The 24,218-nt window shown below is 71.5% G+C and carries 23 protein-coding genes and 1 tRNA gene; 15 read left to right on the top strand and 9 right to left on the bottom strand.

The annotated features are described in order from the left end of the window. Positions 1–13: 13 nt before the first annotated feature. Positions 14–934 carry a DMT family transporter gene (locus tag BLV24_RS09645; RefSeq protein WP_092681111.1) on the bottom strand — a complete coding sequence of 307 codons (921 nt, stop codon included), beginning with the start codon at positions 932–934 and terminating at the stop codon, positions 14–16. Positions 935–1,342: 408 nt separating this feature from the next. On the opposite strand from BLV24_RS09645, the gene BLV24_RS09640 reads away from it, so the two are divergent. Further along, the gene (locus BLV24_RS09640) at positions 1,343–2,176 is read left to right on the top strand and encodes a TIGR00282 family metallophosphoesterase (RefSeq protein WP_092681108.1); all 834 of its coding nucleotides are present in this window, start codon (positions 1,343–1,345) and stop codon (positions 2,174–2,176) included. Between the two features lie 4 nt (positions 2,177–2,180). Here BLV24_RS09640 and BLV24_RS09635 read toward each other — a convergent pair whose 3' ends face one another. Beyond that, on the bottom strand, positions 2,181–2,765 hold the full coding sequence (locus BLV24_RS09635) for a 5-formyltetrahydrofolate cyclo-ligase (RefSeq protein WP_092681106.1): 585 nt from the start codon (positions 2,763–2,765) through the stop codon (positions 2,181–2,183). Positions 2,766–3,063: 298 nt separating this feature from the next. Here BLV24_RS09635 and BLV24_RS09630 point away from each other — a divergent pair, with 298 nt between their 5' ends. Then, positions 3,064–3,582, top strand: a complete 519-nt coding sequence (locus BLV24_RS09630) for a nuclear transport factor 2 family protein (protein WP_092681104.1) — start codon at positions 3,064–3,066, stop codon at positions 3,580–3,582. Between the two features lie 53 nt (positions 3,583–3,635). Here the strand turns inward: BLV24_RS09630 and BLV24_RS09625 are convergent, their stop codons facing one another. After that, complete coding sequence (locus BLV24_RS09625) at positions 3,636–4,763, bottom strand: NADH:flavin oxidoreductase (RefSeq protein WP_092681102.1); 1,128 nt, start codon at positions 4,761–4,763, stop codon at positions 3,636–3,638. A 144-nt stretch (positions 4,764–4,907) separates the two neighbouring features. On the opposite strand from BLV24_RS09625, the gene BLV24_RS09620 reads away from it, so the two are divergent. Then, positions 4,908–5,921, top strand: a complete 1,014-nt coding sequence (locus BLV24_RS09620; RefSeq protein ID WP_092681100.1) for an alpha/beta fold hydrolase — start codon at positions 4,908–4,910, stop codon at positions 5,919–5,921. 61 nt (positions 5,922–5,982) lie between these two features. Here the strand turns inward: BLV24_RS09620 and BLV24_RS09615 are convergent, their stop codons facing one another. Both BLV24_RS09615 and BLV24_RS09610 read right to left on the bottom strand, forming a co-directional pair. Then, positions 5,983–7,029: a four-carbon acid sugar kinase family protein gene (locus tag BLV24_RS09615; protein WP_092681098.1), complete on the bottom strand. Its 1,047-nt coding sequence runs from the start codon at positions 7,027–7,029 to the stop codon at positions 5,983–5,985. Next, a complete protein-coding gene (locus BLV24_RS09610) occupies positions 7,026–7,805 on the bottom strand; it encodes a DeoR/GlpR family DNA-binding transcription regulator (RefSeq protein ID WP_176954696.1) in 780 nt (259 codons plus the stop codon). Before BLV24_RS09610 ends, BLV24_RS09615 begins: the two co-directional genes overlap by 4 nt. 245 nt (positions 7,806–8,050) lie before the next feature. On the opposite strand from BLV24_RS09610, the gene BLV24_RS09605 reads away from it, so the two are divergent. Together BLV24_RS09605 and pdxA are read left to right on the top strand one after the other, a co-directional pair. Continuing rightward, on the top strand, positions 8,051–9,052 hold the full coding sequence (locus BLV24_RS09605; RefSeq protein WP_092681094.1) for a 2-keto-3-deoxygluconate permease: 1,002 nt from the start codon (positions 8,051–8,053) through the stop codon (positions 9,050–9,052). 28 nt (positions 9,053–9,080) lie between these two features. Next, complete coding sequence (gene pdxA, locus BLV24_RS09600) at positions 9,081–10,145, top strand: 4-hydroxythreonine-4-phosphate dehydrogenase PdxA (protein WP_092681092.1); 1,065 nt, start codon at positions 9,081–9,083, stop codon at positions 10,143–10,145. 115 nt (positions 10,146–10,260) lie between these two features. On the opposite strand, the gene BLV24_RS09595 is transcribed toward pdxA, so the two are convergent. Then, the gene (locus BLV24_RS09595; protein WP_092681090.1) at positions 10,261–11,004 is read right to left on the bottom strand and encodes an IclR family transcriptional regulator; all 744 of its coding nucleotides are present in this window, start codon (positions 11,002–11,004) and stop codon (positions 10,261–10,263) included. A gap of 433 nt (positions 11,005–11,437) precedes the next feature. On the opposite strand from BLV24_RS09595, the gene BLV24_RS09590 reads away from it, so the two are divergent. From BLV24_RS09590 to BLV24_RS09555, 8 genes are read left to right on the top strand one after another with little or no spacing between them, the layout of a single operon-like run. Continuing rightward, positions 11,438–12,574 (top strand): ABC transporter substrate-binding protein, encoded by a 1,137-nt coding sequence (locus BLV24_RS09590; RefSeq protein WP_092681088.1) that lies wholly within the window; start codon positions 11,438–11,440, stop codon positions 12,572–12,574. A gap of 19 nt (positions 12,575–12,593) precedes the next feature. Continuing rightward, positions 12,594–13,469: a branched-chain amino acid ABC transporter permease gene (locus tag BLV24_RS09585; RefSeq protein WP_092681086.1), complete on the top strand. Its 876-nt coding sequence runs from the start codon at positions 12,594–12,596 to the stop codon at positions 13,467–13,469. Between the two features lie 4 nt (positions 13,470–13,473). Beyond that, positions 13,474–14,484, top strand: coding sequence for a branched-chain amino acid ABC transporter permease (locus BLV24_RS09580; protein WP_092681084.1), 1,011 nt, complete (start codon positions 13,474–13,476; stop codon positions 14,482–14,484). Further along, complete coding sequence (locus BLV24_RS09575; RefSeq protein ID WP_092681082.1) at positions 14,481–15,251, top strand: ABC transporter ATP-binding protein; 771 nt, start codon at positions 14,481–14,483, stop codon at positions 15,249–15,251. The genes BLV24_RS09580 and BLV24_RS09575 overlap by 4 nt, the downstream gene beginning before the upstream one ends. Next, a complete protein-coding gene (locus BLV24_RS09570) occupies positions 15,244–15,951 on the top strand; it encodes an ABC transporter ATP-binding protein (protein WP_092681080.1) in 708 nt (235 codons plus the stop codon). The genes BLV24_RS09575 and BLV24_RS09570 overlap by 8 nt, the downstream gene beginning before the upstream one ends. A 38-nt stretch (positions 15,952–15,989) precedes the next feature. Continuing rightward, the gene (locus BLV24_RS09565) at positions 15,990–16,850 is read left to right on the top strand and encodes an amidohydrolase family protein (protein ID WP_092681078.1); all 861 of its coding nucleotides are present in this window, start codon (positions 15,990–15,992) and stop codon (positions 16,848–16,850) included. Further along, complete coding sequence (locus BLV24_RS09560; RefSeq protein WP_092681076.1) at positions 16,840–18,072, top strand: CaiB/BaiF CoA transferase family protein; 1,233 nt, start codon at positions 16,840–16,842, stop codon at positions 18,070–18,072. The genes BLV24_RS09565 and BLV24_RS09560 overlap by 11 nt, the downstream gene beginning before the upstream one ends. Next, positions 18,069–19,205, top strand: coding sequence for an NADH:flavin oxidoreductase/NADH oxidase (locus tag BLV24_RS09555; protein WP_245710494.1), 1,137 nt, complete (start codon positions 18,069–18,071; stop codon positions 19,203–19,205). Before BLV24_RS09560 ends, BLV24_RS09555 begins: the two co-directional genes overlap by 4 nt. A gap of 134 nt (positions 19,206–19,339) precedes the next feature. Here BLV24_RS09555 and BLV24_RS09550 read toward each other — a convergent pair whose 3' ends face one another. The 3 genes from BLV24_RS09550 to BLV24_RS09540 all read right to left on the bottom strand — a co-directional run bounded on the left by BLV24_RS09550 (position 19,340) and on the right by BLV24_RS09540 (position 21,558). Further along, the gene (locus tag BLV24_RS09550) at positions 19,340–20,575 is read right to left on the bottom strand and encodes an acetyl-CoA C-acetyltransferase (RefSeq protein WP_092681072.1); all 1,236 of its coding nucleotides are present in this window, start codon (positions 20,573–20,575) and stop codon (positions 19,340–19,342) included. A gap of 332 nt (positions 20,576–20,907) precedes the next feature. Beyond that, positions 20,908–20,982: transfer RNA gene (locus BLV24_RS09545), tRNA-Glu, on the bottom strand. 222 nt (positions 20,983–21,204) lie between these two features. Continuing rightward, entirely contained in the window at positions 21,205–21,558 is a 354-nt protein-coding gene (locus BLV24_RS09540; RefSeq protein ID WP_092681070.1) for a DUF6476 family protein, read from the bottom strand. On the opposite strand from BLV24_RS09540, the gene BLV24_RS09535 reads away from it, so the two are divergent. Then, positions 21,557–22,711 carry an RluA family pseudouridine synthase gene (locus BLV24_RS09535; RefSeq protein ID WP_092681068.1) on the top strand — a complete coding sequence of 385 codons (1,155 nt, stop codon included), beginning with the start codon at positions 21,557–21,559 and terminating at the stop codon, positions 22,709–22,711. The two genes, BLV24_RS09540 and BLV24_RS09535, sit on opposite strands and share 2 nt — an antisense overlap. A gap of 215 nt (positions 22,712–22,926) precedes the next feature. Next, positions 22,927–23,826 carry an RNA polymerase sigma factor RpoH gene (gene rpoH, locus BLV24_RS09530; RefSeq protein WP_092681066.1) on the top strand — a complete coding sequence of 300 codons (900 nt, stop codon included), beginning with the start codon at positions 22,927–22,929 and terminating at the stop codon, positions 23,824–23,826. Positions 23,827–24,218: the final 392 nt, after the last annotated feature.

Raw genomic sequence — 24,218 nt, 5'->3', positions numbered from 1 at the left:
GGCGGTCGCGCGGTCATCGTCGCGGCTGCACCAGCGCCATGCCGGCGATCATCGCCGCAAGCGCCGCCCAGAGCCAGCCCGAATGACGCTCGCCCAGCAGGACGACTGACCAGAGCACGGCGGAAAGCGTCACCAGGTAGGAGATCAACGAGGCGTAGACCGGTCCGAAGGCGCGGTTCATGCGCAGATATCCCAGATAGCAGAGGCAGGACAGTGCGGCGCCGGCGACCATCGCCTGTTCGGCGGGGCCGAAGGGGCCGGGCAGGGGAACCCAGGCGCCCGGCGTCAGCGCCACCCAGGGGGCCAGCACGGCGAGCCCGCAGAGCGAAGCGCCCAGCAGCGCCGAGACCGGGTCCATGTCGCGCGGCATCAGCAGGGCCACGAACAGGCCCTCGGCCGCGTAGCAGATCGGGGTGGCGAGCAGCACCACCACCCAGGGCCAGGCGTCCGGGTCGGGCAGCGCCGCCTCGGGGCCCAGCAGCAGGACGATGGCCAGCGCGCCCAGCCCGACGCCGGCGAGCCGGCGCAGCTCGGGCCGCTCGACCCGGAACAGCAGCGCCAGCAGCAGCGCGAAGATCGGGGTCATGGCGACCACCAGCCCCAGCACGCCGGCGGGCAGGTGGCGGGCGCCGTGGAATTCCGACAGCGCCGGCAGGAAGTTGCCCAGCGCGGCGACGCCGACATAGAAGCCCAGCGCCCGGGGATGCAGCGGCATCGGCCGGCGCCGGATGGCCTGCGCGGCGCCGAGGAACAGGCAGAACAGCGCGAAATGCCAGAACATCAGCCCGCCGACATCGTGGCCGGTGGACACCGCGACCTTCACCGCGACCGTGGCCGCCCCCCAGCCGGTCCCGACCACGAGCAGCGCCGTGGCGGCGCGCGCGGCTTGCGCCGGGGACGGGCCGGGGCGTGGGGCGGTGACGTCGGGGTTCATGCGGCGGCGGGCTTTCCTGCTTGCGACGGCCCGGGCGGGAGCGGGCCTGCGCGGGGCGGACGGGGTTTCGCGAAAGGATGATCAGCGCAGGGGCGTCGGGCGGCGCAACGGTTTCGGGGCCGCCTCGCCGCGGCGCGAGGGGGACGGGGCGTGGGGCGTGCGGCGCGGGGGCTCGTGAAACTGGCGCGGTGGTCTGGCTCCGATCGCGGTTCCGGGGGCGGGCGGGCGCGCCGCTCGGGGCGCCTGCCGTTTCGGCGCACGATGCCCCTGCGGGACCGCCGAGGGAAGCGTCTCGCCCCGCGATGCGAAGCCGCGGGGGCGGCGCGCCTTCGCGCCCCGCGCGTCTCCGTCATCTCCTCCGTTATCGGGCCTCTGTTACCGGGCTGCGGAAACGGCTATGAGCGCCCCATGAGGCTCATGTTCCTGGGAGACGTGGTCGGCCGTTCCGGTCGGACCGCGGTCGTCGACCGCCTGCCCGCCCTGCGCGCGGCCTGGGCGCTGGATTTCGTCGTGGTGAACGCGGAGAACTCGGCCTCCGGCATGGGGCTGACCGGGGGCATCGCCGCCGAGATCCTCGCCGCCGGCGCCGATTGCATCACGCTGGGCGACCATGCCTTCGACCAGAAGGAGATGATGTCCTACATCTCCTCCGAGCCGAGGATCATCCGCCCCCTGAACTTCTCGCGCGCCGCGCCGGGCGCCGGGGTGAAGGTGTTCCCCGCCACCCGCGGCCGCAAGGTTCTGGTGGCGCAGGCGCTGGGCCGGGCCTTCATGAGCCGCCCCTATGACGACCCTGTCCCGATGCTCGACACGGCGCTGAAGACCGCGCCGATGCCCGCCGTGGCCAACGCGGTGATCGTGGATTTCCACGCCGAGGCGACGTCGGAGAAGATGTCGATGGGCCGGATCCTCGACGGCCGGGCGAGCCTGGTGGTGGGCACCCATACCCATGTGCCGACTTCCGACGCGGTGCGGCTGAACAAGGGCACCGGCTACATGACCGATGCGGGCATGTGCGGCGACTATGATTCGGTGATCGGGATGCAGGCGGAGGAGCCGATTCGCCGCTTCGTCACCGGTATGGCCAAGGGCCGTTTCCAGCCCGCGCTGGGCGAGGCGACGCTTTCGGGCGTGGTGGTGGACACCGACGACGCGACCGGCCTGTGCAAGGCGATCTGGCCGGTCCGGGTCGGCGGCCGGCTCCAGCAATCCGCGCCCGAGGGCTGCGCGATCCCCGCCTGAGGCGCTAGCCCAGCTCCGTCACCACCCGGTCCAGCGGCCGGTCCGTCGCCTCCGACGGCAGCGGGACGGTGCTGCGCTGGGCGGAGAAGGCGAAGCCGATGGCGGGAACCGGTGCGCCCGCGGCCTCGGCCAGCGCGGCCAGCGTGCGGTCGTAGAAGCCCCCCCCGTATCCCAGTCGCATGCGCGCGTCGTCATAGGCGACCAGCGGGGCGATCACCGCGTCGGGCGTCAGCCAGGCCCCCGCGGCGGGGACCTGCGCGCCGAACGGCCCCGCTTCCAGCGCCGCGTCCGGGGACCATTCGCGGAAGGCCAGCGCCAGCCCCTCCCCCCGCACCACCGGAACGCAGATCCGGACCCCCTCCGCATGCAGCGCCGCCATGGCGGGGCGGGGGTCGATCTCGGTCCGGATCGGCAGGAAGCCGGAGACCGCGCCGCCTTCCGGCAGGGCGTCGCGGATCGCCTGGATCAGCGTGCCCGTCGCCGGAGCGGGCGCGGGGCCCAGCGCCGCATGGGCCTCGCGCCGCCGGGCGTAGGCGGCGCGGCGGGCGTCGGCCTTGGCGACGGCGAGCGGGATGGGGGCGGAGGTCATGGCGGCTCCGGCGCGGTCTCGGGACGGTGAGAGAAGGCCAGGCCGCCGATGAAAGCAAGGGTCGGACCGCGTCGGATCTCCAGCGGCTCCGCCGGCGCGCGCCGCTCCCCGGCCCGTTCGCCCGCCGCCGCACGGGCGCCGGCCTGCGCAAGCCGCGTCAGGCGCCCGCGTCCGGAAATCGGTCCGCGGATGGCGCGCCGGGCTTGCGCCGCGCAGCCGTCGCGGGGTTGGATCGGCGGGGGCCGACCCCCGGCCCGCAACGAGAGCCCCCCAACGGGGCCGCCGACAGGGAGCGCCCATGAACAGCCCGGATTTCAACCGCCTTCTGGCCCGTTTCACCGCCGCCGCCGAGACCGGCGACGGCGCCCGTTTCGCCGCGTGCTTCACCGAAGACGCGGTTTATCACGACTATATCTACGGCCCCCACACAGGCCGCGCCGAGATCGCGGAGATGATGCAGGGTCTCTTCCACCGCGACGCGGCGGACTATCGGTGGGAGATGTTCGACGGCGTATGCGACGGGAACATGGGCTACGCCTGGTCGCTGTCCTCCTTCACCTCCACCGTCCCCGAATACGCCGGGGCGAAAGTGGTGATCGACGGCATGTCCCGCTTCGTGCTGCGCGGAGACCTGGTGGCGGAATACCGCGAATCCGTGAATGGCGGCGTCGCCATGTCCCAGCTCGGCGTCGCGCCGGATCGCATGGCCGGGGTCATGCGCCGCTGGTCCCGCTGGCTGGGCGAGCGGCCGGAGACGCAGGCCTATCTCGCCAGCCCGCCGGGCGCCCATGCCGCCGCCCGGATGCGGGGCGGCTGAGGCGGGACGTCCCGCGCGGGCGAGGGGGGGGGCGCCCCCCCCGCCTTCCCGGATCAGGTCAGCGCGGCCAGCGAGGCCGGGTCGTAGCCCCCGACCGGCTCGCCCTTGCGGATCTTCTCGGGCCAGGCCGGGTCGGTCAGCAGGATGCGGCCGACGGCGATCAGGTCGAACTCGTCGCGCTCCATCCGCGCCAGCAGCTTCTCGATCCCCGCCGCCGCCGCGCCGTGCCCGCGGAACGCCCGGAAGAACTCGCCGTCCAGCCCCACCGAGCCGACCGAGCACGTCATCCGGCCGGTCAGCTTCTTGGCCCAGCCGGCGAAATTCAGCCCGTCCTCGCCGTCGATCCCGGGGAACTCCGGCTCCCAGAACCGGCGCTGGGAGCAGTGGAAGACGTCCACGCCGGCCTCCGCCAGCGGGGTCAGCCAGGCCTCCATCTCGGCCGGGGTCTCGGCGAGGCGGGCGTCGTAGTTCTGCTGTTTCCACTGGCTCAGGCGCAGGAAGATCGGGAAATCGGGGCCGACGGCTGCGCGCACCGCCCGCACGATCTCCGCCACCACGCGGGCGCGGTCGGGCAGGGACGGGCCGCCCCAGTCATCGTCGCGCCGGTTGGTGCCGTTCCACAGGAACTGGTCGATCAGGTAGCCATGGGCGCCGTGCAGCTCGGCCATGTCGAAGCCCACGCGCCTGGAATCCGCCGCCGCCGAGGCGAAGGCGGCCACCAGGTCCGCCACGTCCTCCTCGGTCATGGCCTTGCCGCGGGGATCGTCCGGGGCGACGAGGCCCGAGGGGCTCTCGACCTCCACCCCCGGATCCCAGCCGACCGAGCCGCGGGTGGAGCCGGTATGCCAGATCTGCGGGCCGATCTTGCCGCCCGCCTTGTGGACCTCCTCCACCACCCCGCGCCAGCCGGCCAGCGCCGCCTCGCCGTGGATGAAGGGGATGTTGGGCATGTTGCGCGATCCGGGGCGGTCGATGACCGTGCCCTCGGTCAGGATCAGGCCGACGCCGCCCTCGGTGCGCTTGCGGTAATATTCGGCATTGGCCGGGCCGGGGATGCCCTCGGGCGCCATGTTGCGGGTCATCGGGGCCATGACGATGCGGTTGGGCAGCGACAGCGGGCCGATTTCGAGCGGGCGGAACAGCGTGTCGGCGTTGGGGGCGATGAGGGCGTCTTCGGGCATGGGCGGGTCCGGCATGGTTGACTGACAGCCGTCAGCTCTGCCCCGAAGCGTTCGGTTTCGCAAGCCGCCGCGGCCCGTCCCGCCTTGACCCCGGCGGCCGGGCGGCGAAACATCGCCGCCGACCCCAGCGCAGGAGACGCCGCCATGACCGCCCCCGAAATCTTCGACCTCGGGCCGCTGGTCCTGCAATCGGGCATGACCCTGCCTTCGGCGCATCTGGCCTACCGCACCTACGGCACGCTGAACGCCGCGCGGTCCAACGCCATCCTTTACCCGACCTCCTACGGCGCCCAGCATTCGGACATCGACTGGCTGATCGGTCCGGGGCGGGTGCTGGACCCGGAGCACTGGTTCATCGTGATCCCCAACCAGTTCGGCAACGGGCTGAGCACCTCGCCCTCCAACCTCCCCATGCCCTACGCGGACGGGCGGGCGCCGAGGTTCACCCACTGGGACAATGTCCACGCCCAGCGCCGCCTGCTGTCCGAGGCCTTCGGGATCGAGCATCTGGCGCTGATCTACGGCTGGTCCATGGGCGGCCAGCAGGCGTTGCATTGGGGGGCGCTGTTCCCCGACCGGGTGGCGGCGATCTGCGCGGTCTGCACCTCCGCCCGCACCAGCCCCCACAACAAGCTGTTTCTGGAGGGGCTGCGCGCCACGCTGACCGCCGACGCGGCCTATCAGGACGGTCGGTTCGTTGAAAAACCCCTGCGCGGGCTGCGCGCCTTCGCCCGCATCTACGCCGGCTGGGCGGTGAGCCAGACCTTCTACCGCGAGGAATCCTGGCGCGGCGTCGGCTACGCCTCGATGGAGGACTGGCTGGTTCGCGGCTGGGAGGGCAATTTCCTGCGGCGCGAGGGCGAGGATCTGCTGTCGATGCTCGACACCTGGACCGTCTCCGATATCTCGGCCAACCCGGTGTTCGAGGGCGATCTGGACGCGGCGCTGGGCGCGATCCGGGCGCGGACCCTGGTGATGCCCTGCACCACGGACCTGTATTTCCAGGTGGCGGACAACGCGATCGAGGTTCCGAAGATGCCCAATGCGGAGCTGCGCCCCATCGTCTCGGACTGGGGCCACCGGGCCGGCAACCCGCAGCTTTCCCCGCCCGACGAAGCCGTGCTGCGCGACGCGGTGGCGGAGCTGCTCGCCGGCTGAGCCCGTTCGCGCGGCGCCGTAGGGCGGGTGCGAACCCGCCTTCCGACGCCGGAGGCCGGCGCTAGACCCGCCCCTCCGCCACGATCCTCACCAGCAGGTCCGCGTCCCCGAACCCGCCGGACTTGGTGAGCATCTCCACCCCGTCGAGCCGCCCGCCGCGGATGCGGGACAGCGGCAGGCCCGGCCCGACCTCGCCCAGGCAATCCAGCCCCACGGCCCCGCAGGCCTCCAGCAGGGCCGAGAGCGTGTCGCCGCCGATCACCATCAGCGCCCGGTCGGGCCCGGCGTCGATGCCGGCGGCGGCGGAGGCGATGGCGTGCAGCGTGGCCTCCGGGGTCGCGGCGCGCGGGACCGGGTCGACCAGCGTGCAGCGCGGGCCGAACAGGCCGCGGGCGCGCTCGATCTGGGCGCGGCTGGCCTCGGTGGCGGTGCCGTTGATCACGGTGGCGATGCGGGGCAGGGGCAATGGGGCGCCTTCGCCCTGAAGCGCGCGCGACAGCGCCTCCGCCAGCCCCCGCGACCCGGCCCAGAGCATCGAGGGCGCGTCGCGCAGGGCGGCCACGGCGCGGCCGAGATCCTCGGGCGTGGTCACGTCGCCGATCAGCAGGCCGGTTCCGGGGGCGTCGGGGGCGTCGGGGGCCAGCGGCCGGGCCTGCGCCCCCAGCGCGGCGAATGCGGCGGCGAGGTCGTGGACCGGCGCCGGCGCCCAGCCGGCGGGGCTGCGCACCTCGTGCATTCCGGCGCGGGTGCGGCGGCCCATCTCGGGGAAGGCGGGGGCGAACAGGCAGGTCTCGAACCCGCCCAGCCGCATCGTCTCCAGCGTGTCGGGCAGGGAATTGCCGCGCAGCACGCTGTCCACCTTCTTGAACCAGACCGGCGGCGTGTCGGCCCCGTCCGCGGCCTCCAGCGCCGCGAACGCCCGGCCCACGGCGGCGCGGGCGGCCGCCTCCGGCACGTCCCGGCTTTCGGAGCTGATCGACAGCGCCGCGGCCCCGCCCCCCGCCGGCGTCGCGCCCATCAGCAGCCGCGCGGGCGCGCCGGGACGCGCGAAAGGGGCGGCGGCGTCAAGCGCGCCGGTCAGGTCATCGGCCAGGATGCGGACGGTCATGGGGCGGTGGGCTCCGTGAGAATCAGGTGAGGGCCGGCGGCCTCGACCCAGGCGCAGCTCGGCGCCCCGAGCCGGCGGTCGCTGACCACCGTCTCCACCTGGTCGAGCCGCCCGAACAGGCGGAAGGAGCGCATGTCGAACTTGGTGGCGTCGGCCACCAGCACGACGCGCCGCGCGGCGCCGAGGATCGCGGTCTTGACCTGCGCGAGCTCGGACGTGGTGTCGGACATCCCCTCCGCCGCCACCGCATGGGCGCCGATGAAGGCGATGTCGGCGCGCAGGGCGGCGAAGGCGGCGGCGGTCCCCGCCCCGATCAGGGTGCAGGAGCCGGGCCGCACGCGGCCGCCGGTCAGCTCCGCCTCGCGCCCGGTTTCGGCCAGCAGGCCGGCGATGGCCATGTCATTGGTGACGGAGGAGAAATCCAGCCCCGCCTCCACCGCCGCCCGCGCCACCGCGGCGGTGGTGGAGCCGCTGTCGAAGATCACCGTCGCCCGCGTCCCGATCAGCGGCGCCGCGGCGCGGCCGATGGCGCGCTTGGCCGGGGCCTCCAGCTCGGCGGAGATGTCGGCCTCCACTTCGCGCGCGTCGAAGGCGCCGGGGGCGAGCATGGCCCCGCCCCGGGTGCGCACCAGATGGCCGTTGGCGTCCAGATACTCCACGTCGCGCCGGATGGTGGAGACCGACATCTCCAGCCGCTCGGACAGGTCCTGGAGCGTGGCGAAGGTCTCGGCCCGCAGATGTTGCAGGATCCGCGCGCGGCGCTTGGCTGGCAGCATTCGTCCCTCCCCCCCGGTTCCGCAGGTTTTCCGGAACGTCGGCCCGGCCTGCTTCGCGCCCATGATCCAACGTCGGTCAGATTTTGTCAAAATATGCCATTAATGTGGAATCAAGTGACCGTTAAGTTGCATTATCTGCCAACTTCTGCCACGTCTTCGCCCCGAACCTGGCGGACCTGCGCGACTCAGGCCCGTTCGCGACGGAGAAACGGTTGGGGCCGCAGCGCCCCCGAGGGAGACGACCAATGCGGATCAAGGACACGCTGGAGCGCATTCCGGGGGGCATGATGGTCGTGCCGCTGCTGCTGGGGGCGGTGATCAACACCTTCGCGCCCGGCCTGCTGCGCATCGGCAACTTCACCGAGGCCCTGTTCGTGAACAGCGCCGGCGCCCTGATCGCGCTGTTCCTGCTGTGCGCCGGCGCGCAGATCAACCTGCGCTCGGTCGGCCCGGCGGCGGCCAAGGGCGTGACCCTGCTGGCGGTCAAATGGGTGGCGGGCGCGGCGGTGGGGCTGGCGGCCTACGCCTTCGCCGGGGTCGACGGGCTGTTCCTGGGCATGGTTCCGCTGGCGATCGTCGCGGCCATGACCAATTCCAACGGCGGGCTCTACGTGGCGATCGTCGGCCAGTACGGACGCGCCGACGACCGCGCCGCCTATTCCATCCTCGCGCTCAATGACGGGCCGTTCCTGACCATGATCGCGCTGGCGGTGTTCGGGGCCATGGGCTTCGTGGACGGGCTGTTCTCCATCGTCTCCTTCATCTCGGTGCTGCTGCCGGTGGTCGTGGGCGCCATCCTGGGCAATCTGGATGAGAAGATGCGGGACTTCCTGTCGTCGGGCGCCTCCATGCTGATCCCTTTCTTCGCCTTCGCGCTGGGCATGGGCATCGACTTCGGCGCCATCATCGAGGGCGGGCTGGCCGGCGTGCTGATCGGCTTCCTGTGCACGCTGGTCACCGGCACGCTGGGCTATGTGGCCTTCAGGGCGCTGGGCTGGAACCCGATCGTGGGCGTGGCCGAGGGCTCGACCGCCGGCAACGCGGTGGCCACGCCCATGGCCATCGCCGGCGCCAACGCGGCCTTCGCCCCGGTGGCGCAGCTCGCCACGGTGCAGGTCGCGGCCGCGACGGTGACGACCGCCATTCTGCTGCCGCTCTATGTATCCTTCCTGGTCAGGCGCACCGACCTGAGCGGCTTCGCGCCGGACGCCCGGCCGGACGCCGACCCCGCCGCGGCGCGAGGCTGAGCGGGGCGAAACCATGGAGAGCACAGCGATGAAACCCCTGATCGCCATCACCATGGGCGACGTCTGCGGGATCGGGCCGGAGATCGCGGCCCGCACCCTCGCGGATCCCGAGACCCACGCCATGGCGCGCCCGGTCCTGGTCGGCTCCGCCGCCCGGCTGGCGCAGGCCCGCGACCTGGTGGGGGCGGGGTTCGAGATCCTGACCGTCGCCCCCGGCGCCGCCTTCCCGGCGGAGCCGACCGAAGCGCGCGTGATCTGCGTGGACCCGGCCCTGGGCGACCCGGCGCTGGAGGTGGGCGACCTGCCCTTCGGCCAGGTCTCCGCCGCGGCCGGGCACGCGGCTTACGAATATCTCCGCGTGGCGATCGAGCTCAGCCAGGCCGGTCAGGTCGGCGCCATCGCCACCGCCCCCCTGAACAAGGAGGCCCTGCATGCCGGCGGGCACCTCTATCCCGGCCATACGGAGATCCTCGCCGACCTGACCGGGACCGAGAGCTATTCGATGATGCTCGCCACCCCGAAGATGAAGGTCATCCACCTGACCACCCATGTCGGGCTGATCGAGGCGATCCGGCGGATCAACCCGGAGCGGACCTATCAGGTCATCAGGCTCGCCCATGACACGCTGACCGCCGCGGGGCAGGCCAACCCCTCCATCGCCGTGTGCGGGATCAACCCCCATGCCGGCGAGAACGGTCTTTTCGGCGAGGGCGAGGAGGAGGAGAAGCTGATCCCCGGCATCGCGCGCGCCCGCGCCGAGGGCATCGACGCCCATGGCCCGCTGCCGGCCGACACGCTGTTCTACCGCGCCTCGCGCGGGGATTTCGACGTGGTGGTGGCCTGCTATCACGATCAGGGCCATGCGCCGGTGAAGGTGCAGTCCATCGACGAGGGCGTGAACATCACCGTCGGCCTGAAGGGCGGGGTGGTGCGGACCTCGGTGGATCACGGCACCGCCTTCGACATCGCCGGCCAGGGGATCGCGCGGCACGAAAGCCTCGTCGCCGCCATCCGCTACGCCGTCCAGCTCGCTCCGGAGGGCCGCGGCGCGGCCCCGGTGAGCGCCGGATCGGGCGCGGTTCCGGTCAGCTGACCGGGGGCGCGGGTCCGGAGCGCTCCCCGGCCCCCCGCTTTCACGCCCGAGGCTCGCCCGCCGCCTCTCTCCCCCTCCCGCCGGTCCGGTCCCTCCCGGCCGCGGGAACCGACGCTCAGTCGGGCAGGTGGCGGGCGATCGCCTTTCTCATGGCGGCGAGAATGCCGGCCTGGTTGTCCTCCAGCCGCGACACCGGCCCGCCGACGCCCAGCACGAAGGTCCGTCCGAAGCTGCGCTGCGGCAGCGGCATGGCGATCACGCCCGCGTCCTGCACGACGATGTGGCGGGAGAACAGGTAGCCGTCCCGACGGATGCCGTTGACGACGCCCATCAGCTCGCCCAGCTCCATATGCTCTTCGGGCGGGCAGGCGGCGTGGACCCGGCGCATCAGCCGCTCGATCTCCGCGTCGGTATGGGTGGACAGCAGCACCCGACCCACGCCCGAGCGCGCCAGCGGCCGGATATCCCCGGGCCGCACCTCGAAACGCAGGCGCTTGGTGGTCTGCACGCAATGGATGTACTGGGCGTGCAGGTCGGACTGGGTGGAGATGCTGACCAGTTCGTCGACCTCCTCGAACACCTGGTCGACCACCGCCAGCACCGCGTCCTCTCCGAACAGCTCGGATTTCAGCCAGCCGCCCATCTGCGCGATGCGCATGGTGGGCATGTAGGTGCGGTTGTAGTTGTCGTAGAACAGGTAGCCCAACGCCACCATGCTCTTGAGCAGGGTCGAGGCGCTGGAGGCGGGATAGCCGTAGGTCTTCTGGATCTCCTTGAGCGAGACCGGGCGGCGCACCGCCTCGAAATGCTCAAGGACCTCGAAGATCCGGCGCGCCGTCTTGATGGTGCTGTCAGTCACAAACTTTCACATACATGGAATTCGAGGCTCCCAAATCCCTAGCCGCCGGGTTGCGTCCGCGTCAACTCTCTTGGCCAGGGGGCGGGGCTGTTTCCGGATTGCGGGCGCGATGGCGGGCGCGCGTGGCGGGCGGACGAGGCGCCGTTCCCGCATATTCAACAGGAAAACTTCGGGTCCGTGGGAGAATGCCGGCCGCCGCGCCGCTCCGCGACGGGGGCGGGCCGGGAATCCGCGGGGCTTCGGGACTCTGTATAATTCACGGATGTGAAAACAGAAACACTTATACGAAAAACATGGACGTCGCGAAATCGGGCGCCTTACGGTCCTGCGGCGGGCGGAGAGGCGGCGACGTCTTTCCGAACCCGCGCAACGCGCCGCGCGCAAAGCGGCCGGGAACAAGCCGCAGGGCGGCGAAAATCGACTGGGAGGTCACATGAAACTTCGTGCGAAAGCGGCGCTCGCCGCGCTTGCGGTGCTGGTCGCGACCCCCGCCGCCCAGGCTGCGGACCCTGTGAAGATCGGCATGGTCCTGCCCCTGACCGGCCCCACCGCCGGCTACGGCAAGGACGGCAAGCTCGGCGCCGACATGGCCGCGGCGGAGATCAACGCCGCCGGCGGCATCCTCGACGGACGCGAGATCGAACTGGTCTACGAGGACGAGAAGGGCGCCCCCCAGGACGGCGTCGCCGCGGTGCAGAAGCTGATGACGCGCGAGCGGGTGCAGGCGATCATCGCCGGCATGAACAGCTCGATCACGCTGGCCGAAAGCGCGATCACCAAGAACCGCATCCTGCATGTGAACCCGGCCGCGCAGGCCGACGCGATCACCGCGCAGGGCTCGCCCTGGCTGTTCCAGATCAACAACACCGCCTCGACCAACGCCACCATCTTCCACACCTACCTGACCGAGCAGATGGCGCCGAAAGCCATCGCGGTGATGGGCGAGAACACCGAGTTCAACAAGGCCGTGCTCGAAAACCTGCGGGAGATCGTGGGCGAGAGCTCGGTCGAGCTGGCCGAGATCGCCACCTATGACGGCGCCACCACCGACTTCACCTCGATCATCACCCGGCTGAAATCCACCGGGGCCGACATGATCTACGTGATCGACGCCTACCCGGCGCGCACCGCGCAGATCTGGAAGCAGATCCGCCAGCAGGGCGGCTTCCCGATGGAGGCCCACGCGGTCGGCACCGTCCAGCGTTCGGCCATCGTGCCGGCGGAAGGGGCGATGGAGGGCGTGATCACCGCCGACATCTTCATCGCCGAGGGCGCCACGGGCGACATGGCCCGGTTCATCGACCGCTTCACCGAACAGAACGGCGTGGCCCCCAACAAGGTCAGCCTCGTGGTCTACGAGGCGGTGAAGGTCGTCGCCGGCGCCATGGACAAGGCCGGCAGCGCCGACGACTACGCCCTGATCTCCGACACCCTGCGGGGGAATGTCTGGACGACGCCGCGCGGCGCGCTGTCCTTCGACGATAACGGCCGGGCCAAGGCGCCCTATTTCTACATCCACAAGGTGACCGGCGAGGATGTCGGCCTGCTCGACACCTTCGAGGTCGAGTGAGCCGGGGCTCGCGCGCGCCATGGACCTCCTGATCCAGACGCTGATCAACGGTCTGATCCTCGGGGCGGGCTACGCGCTCGTCGCCGTGGGTCTGACGGTGATCTTCGGCACCCTGCATATCGTGAACTTCGCGCATGGGGCGTTCTTCGCCCTGGGCGCCTACGCCACGCTGCTGATCGAGCGGGCGGGCGCGCCCTACCTGCTCGCCATTCCGCTGGCGGTGCTCTGCGTCGCCGCCATCGGCTTCGCGCTGGAGGCGACGATCGTGCGCCGGGCGCTCTATGATCAGGGCGAGCACGGCTCGATCATCGTCACCTTCGCGATCAGCCAGGCGATCGTCGCGGCGATCATCCTGGTGGTGGGGCCGGACCCGCTGCCGGTGCCCTCGCCCTTCGGGCAGACGGCGGTGTCGGTGGGGGGCTTCTTCCTGTCGGCGCAGCGGATCTTCATCGCCGCGGCCTCGGTCGCGGTGCTGGCGGGCTTCGCGCTGTGGCTCCGGCGCTCGGTGAAGGGTCAGCAGATCCTCGCGGTGTCGCAGAACGCGCGCGGGGCGCTCTATTCGGGGATCAACGTGCCGCTGATCCGCTCGCTCTCCTTCCTGCTGGGCATCGCCGCGGCGGGGCTGGCGGGGGCGCTGATGGGGCCGATGATCTCGGCCTTTCCGACCATGGGGGACGCCAACGTCATCGTCGCCTTCACCGTGGTCATCCTCGGCGGGCTCGGCTCCATCGGCGGGGCCATGCTGGGGGCGCTGGTCATCGGCCTGGGGAACGCGCTGTTCGAGACCTACGTGTCGGTCTCCTGGACGCCGGCCCTGGGGTGGGTCCTGGTCATTCTCGTGCTGCTGCTGAGGCCCCAGGGGCTGATGGGCCGCGCGCAACTCGACAGGCATTGATCCCATGACGGACATCACCACAGGCGCGCCCGCGGGCCGGGCGCGGGGGGGCTCCGCGTCCCTGAAGGGGGCGGGGCTGCTGGCGCTGGGGATCGCCGCGGCGCTGGCGGCGGGGTTCGGGCTGGGCGGAGACCCGTTCCTTCTGAACCTCGCCGGCTACACCTGCGGCTTCGCCATCTTCGCGCTGAGCGTCAACGTCATGCTGGGCGGACTGGGCGAGGTGCCGCTGGGCCATTGCATGTTCTACGGCATCGGGGCCTACGCGCCGGCGATGGCGATGAACCATGCGGGCCTGCCCTATGAGGCGGGGGTGGCCATCGGCATGGTTGTGGCGGCGCTGATCGCGGCGCCGATCGGCTGGCTGACCCTGCACCTGACGGGCGCCTATTTCTCCATCGTGTCCTGGGGGCTGTCGGGGGTGGCGATGGTCACCGCGCTGAACCTCGACGTCACCGGCGGGCCGCTGGGGCTGTTCGGCTTCTCCCGGCTGGCGGTGGGGCCCTTCGACCTGTCGCGCCCGCAGACCTATTTCTTCGTGGCCGCCGCCATCCTGCTGGCGGTGCTGGTCGTGCTCTACCATGTCCGCGGCTCCCGCTTCGGGCGGGCGATGGAGGCGATCCGGCAGGGGCCGCACCTGGCGCGCTCGCTCGGCATCGACGTGTTCCGCGAGCGGCTGAAGGCGCTGGTGCTGAGCGCGCCCATCGCCGCGCTCGCCGGCGCGCTGTCGCTGCCCTACACCCAGATCGTGACGCCCGAGGTGATGTCGGTCCTGCGCACCGTGGACGCGCTGCTGGCCGCCCTGATCGGCGGCGTCGGGCTGATCTTCGGCCCGGCGGTGGGGGCGGTGATCTTCACCATCCTGCCCCAGTTCCTCGACCTCGACCCCAATGTGAAGGTGCTGGTGTTCTCGCTGCTCATCATCCTGGTGATGGTGGCCGCGCCCGGCGGGCTGCACCAGTTGTGGAAGGCCGCCGCCGCCCGTCTGAGCCACGCCCGCAAGGGAGACGCGCCATGACCGGCTGGGCGGTGGAGGCCGCGGGCGTCGAGAAACGCTATGGCGGCGTGACCGCGCTGAAGGGCGTGGACCTGCGCATCCCCGAGGGCGCGATCCACGGGCTGATCGGCCCCAACGGCGCCGGCAAGTCGACCCTGTTCGACATCCTGTGCGGGATCACCAAGCCCTCGGGCGGGCGGGTCTCGGTGCTCGGCATGGACGTGGCGGCGCTGCCGGCCCACCATGTGGCGCGGCGCGGGGTCGGGCGCACCTTCCAGCGCACCGCCACCTTCCGCGACTCCACGGTGCGCGAGAACCTGCTTTTCGCCAGCTACGGCCGGATGCGCCATTCGGTGCTTCAGCGCATGGCCCGCGCCCCCGCCTGGCGCGAGGACATGGCGGCGTTCGAGACCCGCGCCGACGCGGTGCTGGAGACCTGCGGCCTCGCCCATCTGTCCGACCAGCCCGCCGCCGCGCTCGCCTACGGCACCCAGCGCCGGCTGGCGGTGGCCGTCATGCTGATGAACGATCCGAAGATCCTGTTCCTCGACGAACCCGTGGCCGGCATGAACGACGCCGAGACCGCCGAGTTCATCGCGCTGGTGCGCGACATCGCCCGCGGCCGCACCATCGTGATCGTGGAGCATGACATGGCCGCCATCGGCGCGCTCTGCTCCGAGGTGCTGGTGATGGTGGACGGGGCGCAGGTGGTGTCCGACACGCCGGAACGCGCGCTGGCCCATCCCGACGTGGTGGCCGCCTATCTGGGGACCGACGCCGATGATTGAGACCCTGCTCGAGGTCTCGGACCTCACCGTGGGCTACGGCCGCGTCACCGCCCTGCGCGAAGTCTCGCTGACCGTGCGGGCGGGCGAGACGGTGGCCATCCTCGGGGCCAACGGCGCCGGCAAGACCACCCTGCTCAACGCCATATCGGGCGTGCTTCCGGTGCGTTCCGGCGCGGTCCGCTATGCGGGGCGCGGGATCACCGGCATGAAGCCCTGGGCGACCGCCCGGCTCGGCGTCAGCCATGTGCCGGAGGGGCGCGAGATCTTCCCCGGCATGACGGTCGAGGCGAATCTGCGCCTGATCGACGTGCATGGCGGGGGCCCGGATTTCTCCATCGACGACGTGCTGGAGATGTTCCCGCGGCTTGGCGAGCGTTTCGGCCAGCTCGCCGGCGGGCTGTCGGGGGGAGAGCAGCAGATGCTGGCCATCGGCCGCGGGCTGATGGCCTCGCCCCGGCTTCTGCTGCTGGACGAACCCTCGCTGGGCCTGTCGCCGATGCTGTCGCGCGCCGTGCTGGGGGCGATCGCCGGGCTGAAGGCGCGGGGGATTTCGGCCCTGCTGGTCGAACAGAACATGCGCGCCGCGCTGAAGGTCGCGGATCGCGGCTACGTGCTGCGCGTCGGGCGGATCACCGCCGAGGGCTCGGCGGCCGAGCTGGAGGCGTCCCCGGACATCCGCCGCGCCTATCTGGGCGTCTGAACGCGGGCCGCGCCGCGACCACAGGGAGAAGACCCGACATGCAAGACGACACCGCCCCGCTGCGCCTGCCCGAAGGCAGTTGCGACTGCCATTTCCACATCTACGGCCCCTTCGACCGCTTCCCCCAGCAGCAGGAGGGCAGGTTCACCCCCTCGCAGGTGTTCTCGGCGGAGGACGCCTTCGCCATGTGGGAACGGACCGGCGCCACCCGCGGCGTGATCGTGCACGCGGTCGGCTCGGGGGAGGACAACGCCGTCACCTTCGACGCGCTGAAACGCTTTCCCGACCGGCTGCGCGCCACCGCGATCCTGGATCCCGACGTCTCCGACCGCCGGCTGGACGCGCTGACCGACGCGGGTTTCCGCGCCGTGCGGGTCACCATGATCCGCCAGGACGGCAAGCCGGTCTCCACCCAGGGGACGATGTTCGAGGACCTGGTGAAGCTCGCCCCCCGCATCGCCGAGCGCGGCTGGCACGCCCAGCTCTGGATCGAGTGCTCCGACCTCGCCGAAGCCGCCCCGGCGCTGGAGAAGCTGCCGCTGGATTTCGTGGTGGATCACATGTGCCGGACCATGGCCGACAAGGGGGCGGAGCATCCCGACTACCTCGGCTTTCTCGACCGGCTGAAGACCGGGCGCTACTGGACCAAGATCTCGGGCGCCGACCGCAACACGCGGACGGGCGCGCCCTATGCCGACACCGCGCAGTTCATGCGGGCGATCGTCGCCGCCGCGCCGGATCAGGTGGTGTGGGGCAGCGACTGGCCGCATGTCGGCCACACGGAGGCGACCACGCCCGACCTGCAGGTCCTGCTGCGCCTCCTGCATGACTGCGTGCCCGACGCGGAGACCCGGCGCAGGATCCTGATCGACAACCCCGCGAGGCTCTATGGTTTCTGAGACCCAATCCGCGCCCCTCGCGGGGATCACCGTGCTCGACCTCGGGCAGGTCTACCAGGGGCCCTATGCGGGCTTCCTGCTGGCCCAGGCCGGCGCCGACGTGATCAAGATCGAGCCGCCGCGCGGCGAGCCGGTCCGCCACCGGGCCCGCATCTCACGCGGGAACGCCGTGCCCTTCGCCATGCTCAACGCCAACAAGCGCAATGTCAGCCTCGACCTGAAGACCGAGGAGGGGGCCGCGCTGCTGCGCGCGCTGGCCGCCAGGGCCGACGTGCTGCTGGAGAACTACGCCCCCGGCGTGCTCGACCGGCTCGGCGCCGGCTACGAGACCCTGCGCGAGATCAATCCGGGGCTGATCTACGCCTCGGCCTCCGGCTACGGGCTGTCGGGGCCGGACCGGGACAACCTCGCCATGGACCTGACCATCCAGGCGGCGTCGGGGATCATGTCGGTCACCGGCTTTCCGGACGGACCGCCGGTGAAGGCGGGGCCGGCGATCACCGATTTCATCTCGGGCGTGCATCTCTATGCCGGGATCCTCACCGCGCTTTACGAACGCAAGACCACCGGCCGCGGCCGGCTGGTGGAGATCGCGATGGTCGAGACCGCCTATCCCGCCATGGCCTCCAACCTCGCCGACGTGTTCAACAGCCAGGCCCCGGCGCCGCGCACCGGCAACCGGCACGGGGGGCTCGCCGAGGCGCCCTACAACGTCTACCCGGCCGCCGACGGCCATGTCGCCATCATCTCGGTCAACGAGAACCACTGGACCGGCCTGACCCGCGCCATGGAGCGGCCGGAGCTGGACGACGACCCGCGCTTCGCCGCCGTGCGCGACCGGCTTGCCCATATCGACGCGCTCGACGCGCTGGTGTCGGCGTGGACCGAGACCCTGCCGCGGGCCGAGATCGTGGCCCGCTGCAAGGCCGCCAAGGTGCCCTGCGCCGCGGTGCGCGACCTGCTGGAAGTCACCCGCGACCCGCATCTGCATGCCCGCGGCATGCTGCGCGAGATCGCCCATCCCGAATACGGCGACATCCTCGTGCATCGCAGCCCGGTGATCCTGCACGACGCGGCCGTGCCCGATTACGTCCCCTCGGCCCGGCTGGGAGAGCACAACGCCGATGTGCTGGCCTCGGTCCTCGGCCTTTCGTCCCCCGAAATCGAGGCCCTGGCCCGCGCCGGGGCCATCGTCTCTTCGCAGGAGCCCCAGACGTGGTGAAACTCTTCGAACCGGCGACCTTCCGCGGCGTGGAGCTGCGCAACCGCATCGTGGTGTCGCCGATGGGCATGTATTCGGCCGAGAACGGCTATGTCACGCCCTTCCACCTCGTGCATTACGGGCAGTTCGCCATGGGCGGCGCCGGGCTGGTCTATGTGGAGCAGACCTCGGTCTCGCGTCCCGGGCGGATCACCAACGGCGATCCGGGATTGTGGGAGGACGGCCAGATCGAGGGCATGGCCGCCATCGCCCGCGGGATCAAGGCGCACGGGGCGAAGGCCGCGATCCAGATCAACCATGGCGGCCGCAAGTCCGGCCAGCAGCGGGCGTTCCGCGGCAACGGCCCCCTGACCGACCGCGACCGGGAGATGGGGGAGGAGAGCTGGCAGGCCCGCGGGCCCTCCGACCGGCCGTTGGGGGAGGGGTGGCCGACGCCCGAACCCCTGACCCCCGACGGTCTCGTGGGCGTGCGCGACGCCTTCGTGGCGGCCTGCCGGCGCGCGGTGCTGGCCGGCTTCGACGTGATCGAGCTGCACATGGCCCATGGCTATCTGCTGCAGAGCTTTCTCAGCCCGCTGGCGAATTTCCGCACCGACGACTACGGCGGCGGCCTCGAAAACCGCATGCGCTTCCCGCTGGAGGTGGCGCGGGCGGTGCGCGCGGCGCTGCCGTCCGCGACCCCGCTGTTCGTGCGGATCTCGGCCACCGACTGGATCGACGGCGGGTGGGAGATCGAGGACAGCGTGATCTTCGCGCGGGAGCTGAAGGCGCTCGGGGTCGACCTGGTGGACTGCTCGACCGGGGGCAATCTGGTGGCGGGGGCCACCAATTCCAACCTCAAGCGCGGCCCGGCCTACCAGGCGCCCTTCGCCGCCCAGGTGAAGCGGGAGGCCGGGATCGCCACCGGCGCCGTGGGCATGATCCGCACGCCGGACCTTGCGGAGAAGCTGCTGCAGGACGGGGACGCCGACCTCATCTACCTCGCCCGCCAGATGCTCTACGACCCCTACTGGGCCCGCCACGCCGCCGAGCATTTCGGCCTGACCGGCGATTTCGAGGACTGGCCCGAACAATACGGCTGGTGGCTCGCCAAGTGGGGCGGCGCCCTGCGGGCGGCGGGCGAGACGCTCTAGACGGCCGGAGGGCGGCGGGTCGGCGGGGCGGCGCCCGCCCTCGGTTCCGGGCGAAAAAAAGCGCGGCGCTCCGGGGGGAGCGCCGCGCTTCGCGTTTCGGCGCAGGAGCGGCCGGGCGGCCGCTCCTGCCCGGATCAGACCCGCTCGATGATCAGCGCGGGGGCCATGCCGCCGGCGGCGCACATGGTGACCAGGCCGCGCTTCTTGTCCTGACGCTCCAGCTCGTCGATCAGGGTGCCGATCAGGATGGCGCCGGTGCAGCCGATCGGGTGGCCCAGCGCGATCGCGCCGCCGCAGACATTGACCTTGTCGCGGTCCAGCTTGAAGTCGCGGATGAACTTCTCGGCGACCACGGCGAAGGCCTCGTTGACCTCCCACAGGTCGATGTCGTCCGGGGTCAGGCCGGCCCGCTCCAGCGCCTTGCGGGCGGCGGGGACGGGGGCGTTGAGCATCAGCTCCGGGCTGTCGCCGATATTCACCGCGGTCACGATCTTGGCGCGCGGCTTCCAGCCGTTGGCGTCGCAGGCGGACTTGGAGGCGATCAGGATCGCCGCCGCGCCGTCGACCACGCCCGACGAGTTGCCGGCATGGTGGATATGCTCGATCTTCAGGTCCGGGTAGGCCTTGCGGATCAGCTGGCCATGGGTGACGCCGGTGTCGTCCAGCGGGTAGTCCATCATCGCCTCGAAGGACGGCTTCAGGGCGGCCAGCGTCTCCAGCGTGGTCTGCGGGCGGGGGAACTCCTCATGGTCCAGCGCCAGCGTGCCGTCGGCCTTGTGGACCTTGATCAGCGACTTCTCGAACCGGCCGTCGGCGATCGCGGCGGCGGCGCGCTTCTGGCTCTCGACCGCCAGCTCCTCGGTGGCGCGGCGGGAGATGCCCTCGATCGAGGCGATGGCGTCGGCGCACACGCCTTGGGCCACCTGCGGGTGGACGTCGCGCAGGCGCATGTTGCCGCCGTCGAGCCCGACCTTGCGGCGGCCTTCGGGGGAGAAGGAGAAGGACATCATCTCGCAGCCGCCGGAGATCACCACGTCCTGCAGGCCCGACATCACGGTGGCCGAGCCCAGCGCCGCGACGGTGAGGCCCGAGCCGCAGAACCGGTCCAGCGTCACGCCCGAGGCGCGCACGTCATAGCCCGCGTCCAGCGCCGACATGCGGCCGAGATCGCCGCCCTGGCTGCCGGTCTGGTTGGAGGTGCCCCAGATGATGTCGTCGACCTTGGCGGTGTCGATGTTGTTGCGGTCGCGCAGGGCGGACAGCACCGCGGCCCCGAGATGCTGGGGATGCATGTCGGCCAGCGCGCCCTTGCCGACCTTGCCGATGCCGCGCGGGGTGCGGCAGTGATCCACGATATAGGCTTCCGACATGACGAATCCTCTCCGGTGTTCCTTGGCCTTCGCGGCCGGGGTTCGGCGCGAGACTAGTCCGCTTAAGCGGTCGGTTAAAAGCGTCGCAAGCGTCGCGCCTGTTCCGCATGTCGGAACTGTGGCCGGGGGAGCGCGTCGCTCTTGGCGCGGATCATGCGTCGGGGGACGGGGCGAGTCTTGCGTGGAGCGCCAGTGCCGGCGCGCCGAGGGGCGCGCGCGGAGGAGAGGGGGGCGGGTCCGGGAGGCGCGGGGCCGTCGACGAGGACGGGGGGCCGAAACGCAACGGGCCGACGCCTTTCGGCGTCGGCCCGGGATCGCAAGCGAGGCGAAATTGGTATCCCCAAGGGGAATCGAACCCCTGTTTTCACCGTGAGAGGGTGACGTCCTAACCGCTAGACGATGGGGACTTGCGGCCTCGCTTGCGTTGCGGCGGGGAGTAATGCCTTGCGGGGGGGACTGTCAATAGCGCCCGGAAGGGTTCCCGCGAGGTTTCCGAAATACGGCGCCCGCTTTCGCTGATCGGCCGGGAGCGCGGCCGGAAGACATGGAAAAACGGGCGCTTGCCGCGGCGGAACGGCGCCGCGCCAACCCCGATGGCGATTCGCGGATCGGCGCCGGCGGGCCTGGTCTCAGTCCTCGCGACGGATCGGGGTCTCCGACAGGCGGTTCCCGTCGGCGCGGCGGAAGACGAACAGCCGCTCCGCCCCGTCCGCGTCGCGGGTGGTCACCAGGATCTCCGCGGGCGAGGCGCCCAGCGCGGTGATCTCCTGGCCCGCGGGCAGGTCCAGCGCCTCGGCCCGCACCGGAACCGGGGCCGGCGCCGAGGCCACCAGCCGGAAGGCCACGGTCGAGGCGATGACCACCATGCCCAGCCCCATGGTCACGGTCAGGCCCATCACCGTCCGGCGCAGAAGCTTCAGGCGCGGAGGTTCCGGAAAGTCGTTCTCGTCCTCGTCTTCAGGTCCGGATAGGTTCGCGGCCATGACAGAGCCCCTCGATGATTTCGACGACGACGATGACGCCCCGGCGGCCCCCGCAGGTCCCCCCGCCGCGCCCTCCGTCGCGCCCCCCGCCGCACCCGATGCGGCCCCTGCGCCGCCGGACGCCGGCGGCCCGCTGGAATTCCGCGTCGACGCGGCGCTGGCGGGCGCCCGGCTCGACAAGGCCCTGGCGGCGGCGGCGCCGCCCTGGCTCAGCCGTTCGCGCCTGCGCGCGCTGACCGAGGCCGGGGCGGTGACCCGCGCCGGGACCGGGGAGGCGGTGCGCGACGCGCGGACCAAAGTCAAGGCCGGGGAGGTCTTCGTGGTGGCCCTCCCGGCCCCGGTCGCCGCGACGCCGCAGCCCGAGGCGATCCCGCTGAACGTGGTCTACGAGGACGACGCCCTGCTGGTGGTCGACAAGCCCGCCGGCATGGTCGTGCACCCCGCCCCCGGCGCCTGGGACGGCACCCTGGTCAACGCGCTGCTGCACCATTGCGCGGGCCGTCTGGCCGGCATCGGCGGCGAGGTGCGCCCGGGCATCGTGCATCGCATCGACAAGGACACGTCGGGCCTTCTGGTCGTGGCCAAGACCGACGCGGCGCATCAGGGCCTGTCGGCGCTGTTCGCGGCGCATGACCTGGAGCGGGAATACCTCGCCGTGGCCTGGGGCGCGCCCTCGACCGCCGATCCCCGCGCCGTGGGGCTGCCGGGGGTGGAGGACGCGGGCAGCGGCTGGCTGCGGATCGAGACGCATCTGGATCGCCATCGCGGCGACCGCAAGCGCATGGCGGTGACCCGGACCGCCGGCCGCCGGGCCGTCACCCATCTGCGGGCCGAGGCGCGCTTCGGGCCGGAGCTGCGCCCCGTCGCCTCCCTGATCCGCTGCGTGCTGGAGACCGGGCGCACCCATCAGATCCGCGTGCATCTGTCGTGGCTCGGGCATCCGCTGGTCGGCGACGCGACCTATGGCGGGCGCTCGCGCAAGGCGGCCGCGGGGCTGGAGCCCGAGGTCCGCGCCGCGCTGGACGACTTCCCCCGCCAGGCGCTGCACGCCGCCGTGCTGGGCTTCGCGCATCCGGTGACCGGCGAGGTGATGCGGTTCGAGAGCGCTCCGCCCGCCGATTTCGCGGCGCTGACCGGGGCGCTGGGGCTCTGAGGCGGGCGCCGGTTCAGGACTGTCCATGTTTCGGCGCCTCACCGTCTCGTAACCGGCGTAAACGTTGTATTCACAGGTACGGGCGACCATATCGAAAAGTTCGGCGGGCGTGACGTGTCCGCCGCAAGACATCGCGCGCCCGCGTGAACCGCATCTCCGTTCGCCGCTTGTCGGGGACGGTCGCCGGTCCGGACGCTCCGAAGGAGGGACGAGACATGAGCACCTACGCCAGACTGCCGGCCCCGTCGCCGGAACAGGGCCTTTCGCGCTACCTGCAGGAAATCCGCAAGTTTCCGATGCTGGAGCCGGAAGAGGAATACATGCTCGCCAAGGCCTGGACCGACCACGAGGACAAGGATGCGGCCCACAAGATGGTGACCTCGCATCTGCGGCTCGCGGCCAAGATCGCCATGGGCTATCGCGGCTACGGGCTGCCGACGGCCGAGGTGATCTCGGAGGCCAATGTCGGGCTGATGCAGGCGGTCAAGCGCTTCGATCCCGAACGCGGCTTCCGGCTCGCGACCTATGCGATGTGGTGGATCCGCGCCTCGATCCAGGAATACATCCTGCGGTCCTGGTCGCTGGTGAAGATGGGCACGACCGCGGCGCAGAAGAAGCTGTTCTTCAACCTGCGCAAGGCCAAGAACCGCATCGGCGCGCTGGAAGAGGGCGACATGCGGCCCGAGAACGTGGCGACGATCGCCAAGAATCTCGGGGTGAACGAGACCGAGGTGATCGCCATGAACCGGCGGCTCTCGGGCGGGGACGCCTCGCTGAACGCGCCGCTGAAATCGGACGGGGAGGGGTCGGCCGAATGGCAGGACTGGCTCGCCGACGACGACGCCGACCAAGCCGCGGAATACGCCGAGCGCAATGAGCTCGAAAGCCGCCGCAGCCTGCTGATGGAGTCGATGGAGAGCCTCAACGAGCGGGAGCGCCATATCCTGACCGAGCGTCGGCTGAAGGACGATCCAGTGACGCTGGAGGACCTGTCCAAGGTCTATGGCGTCAGCCGCGAGCGGGTGCGCCAGATCGAGGTGCGGGCCTTCGAGAAGCTGCAGAAACGGATGCGCGACCTGGCCGCCGAGAAGGGCATGATCCGCGAGGTGGCCTGACCCGCGCGGCCCTTTCGGGGGCGTATCGGACGAAAAAGGCCGGGCCCGGGCGCCCGGCCTTTTTCGTGGCGCGAGGCGGCGGCTTCGGAGGCGGCGCGTCGGGCCGGACGCGTGCTTCGACGCCGCGCCCGCGCCGCGCTGAACCGGGGGCGCCCGGCGGCGCCGGGGCGAGCGGCGCGTGGTTGGCGATCCGGCGAGGCCTTCGCCGTGCCCCCGGGGGGCGGCGGGGGGCTCGTCGCGGCCCTAGGGCGCGTCCCCAAAAACGGGATTCCCATGACCTCGAATCTTTGATTCAACCTCCGAAAGAAGGAGGTATCGATGCGCCGTCACGAACTGACCGACCGGGAATGGGCGATCATCCAGCCGCTGCTGCCGCAGAAGTCGCGGGGCGT

This window comes from Albimonas donghaensis, from assembly GCF_900106695.1.
GTDB lineage: Bacteria > Pseudomonadota > Alphaproteobacteria > Rhodobacterales > Rhodobacteraceae > Albimonas > Albimonas donghaensis.
The sequence above is the reverse complement of the archived record's forward strand: the minus strand, read 5'-3'. Positions and strand labels throughout refer to the sequence as shown.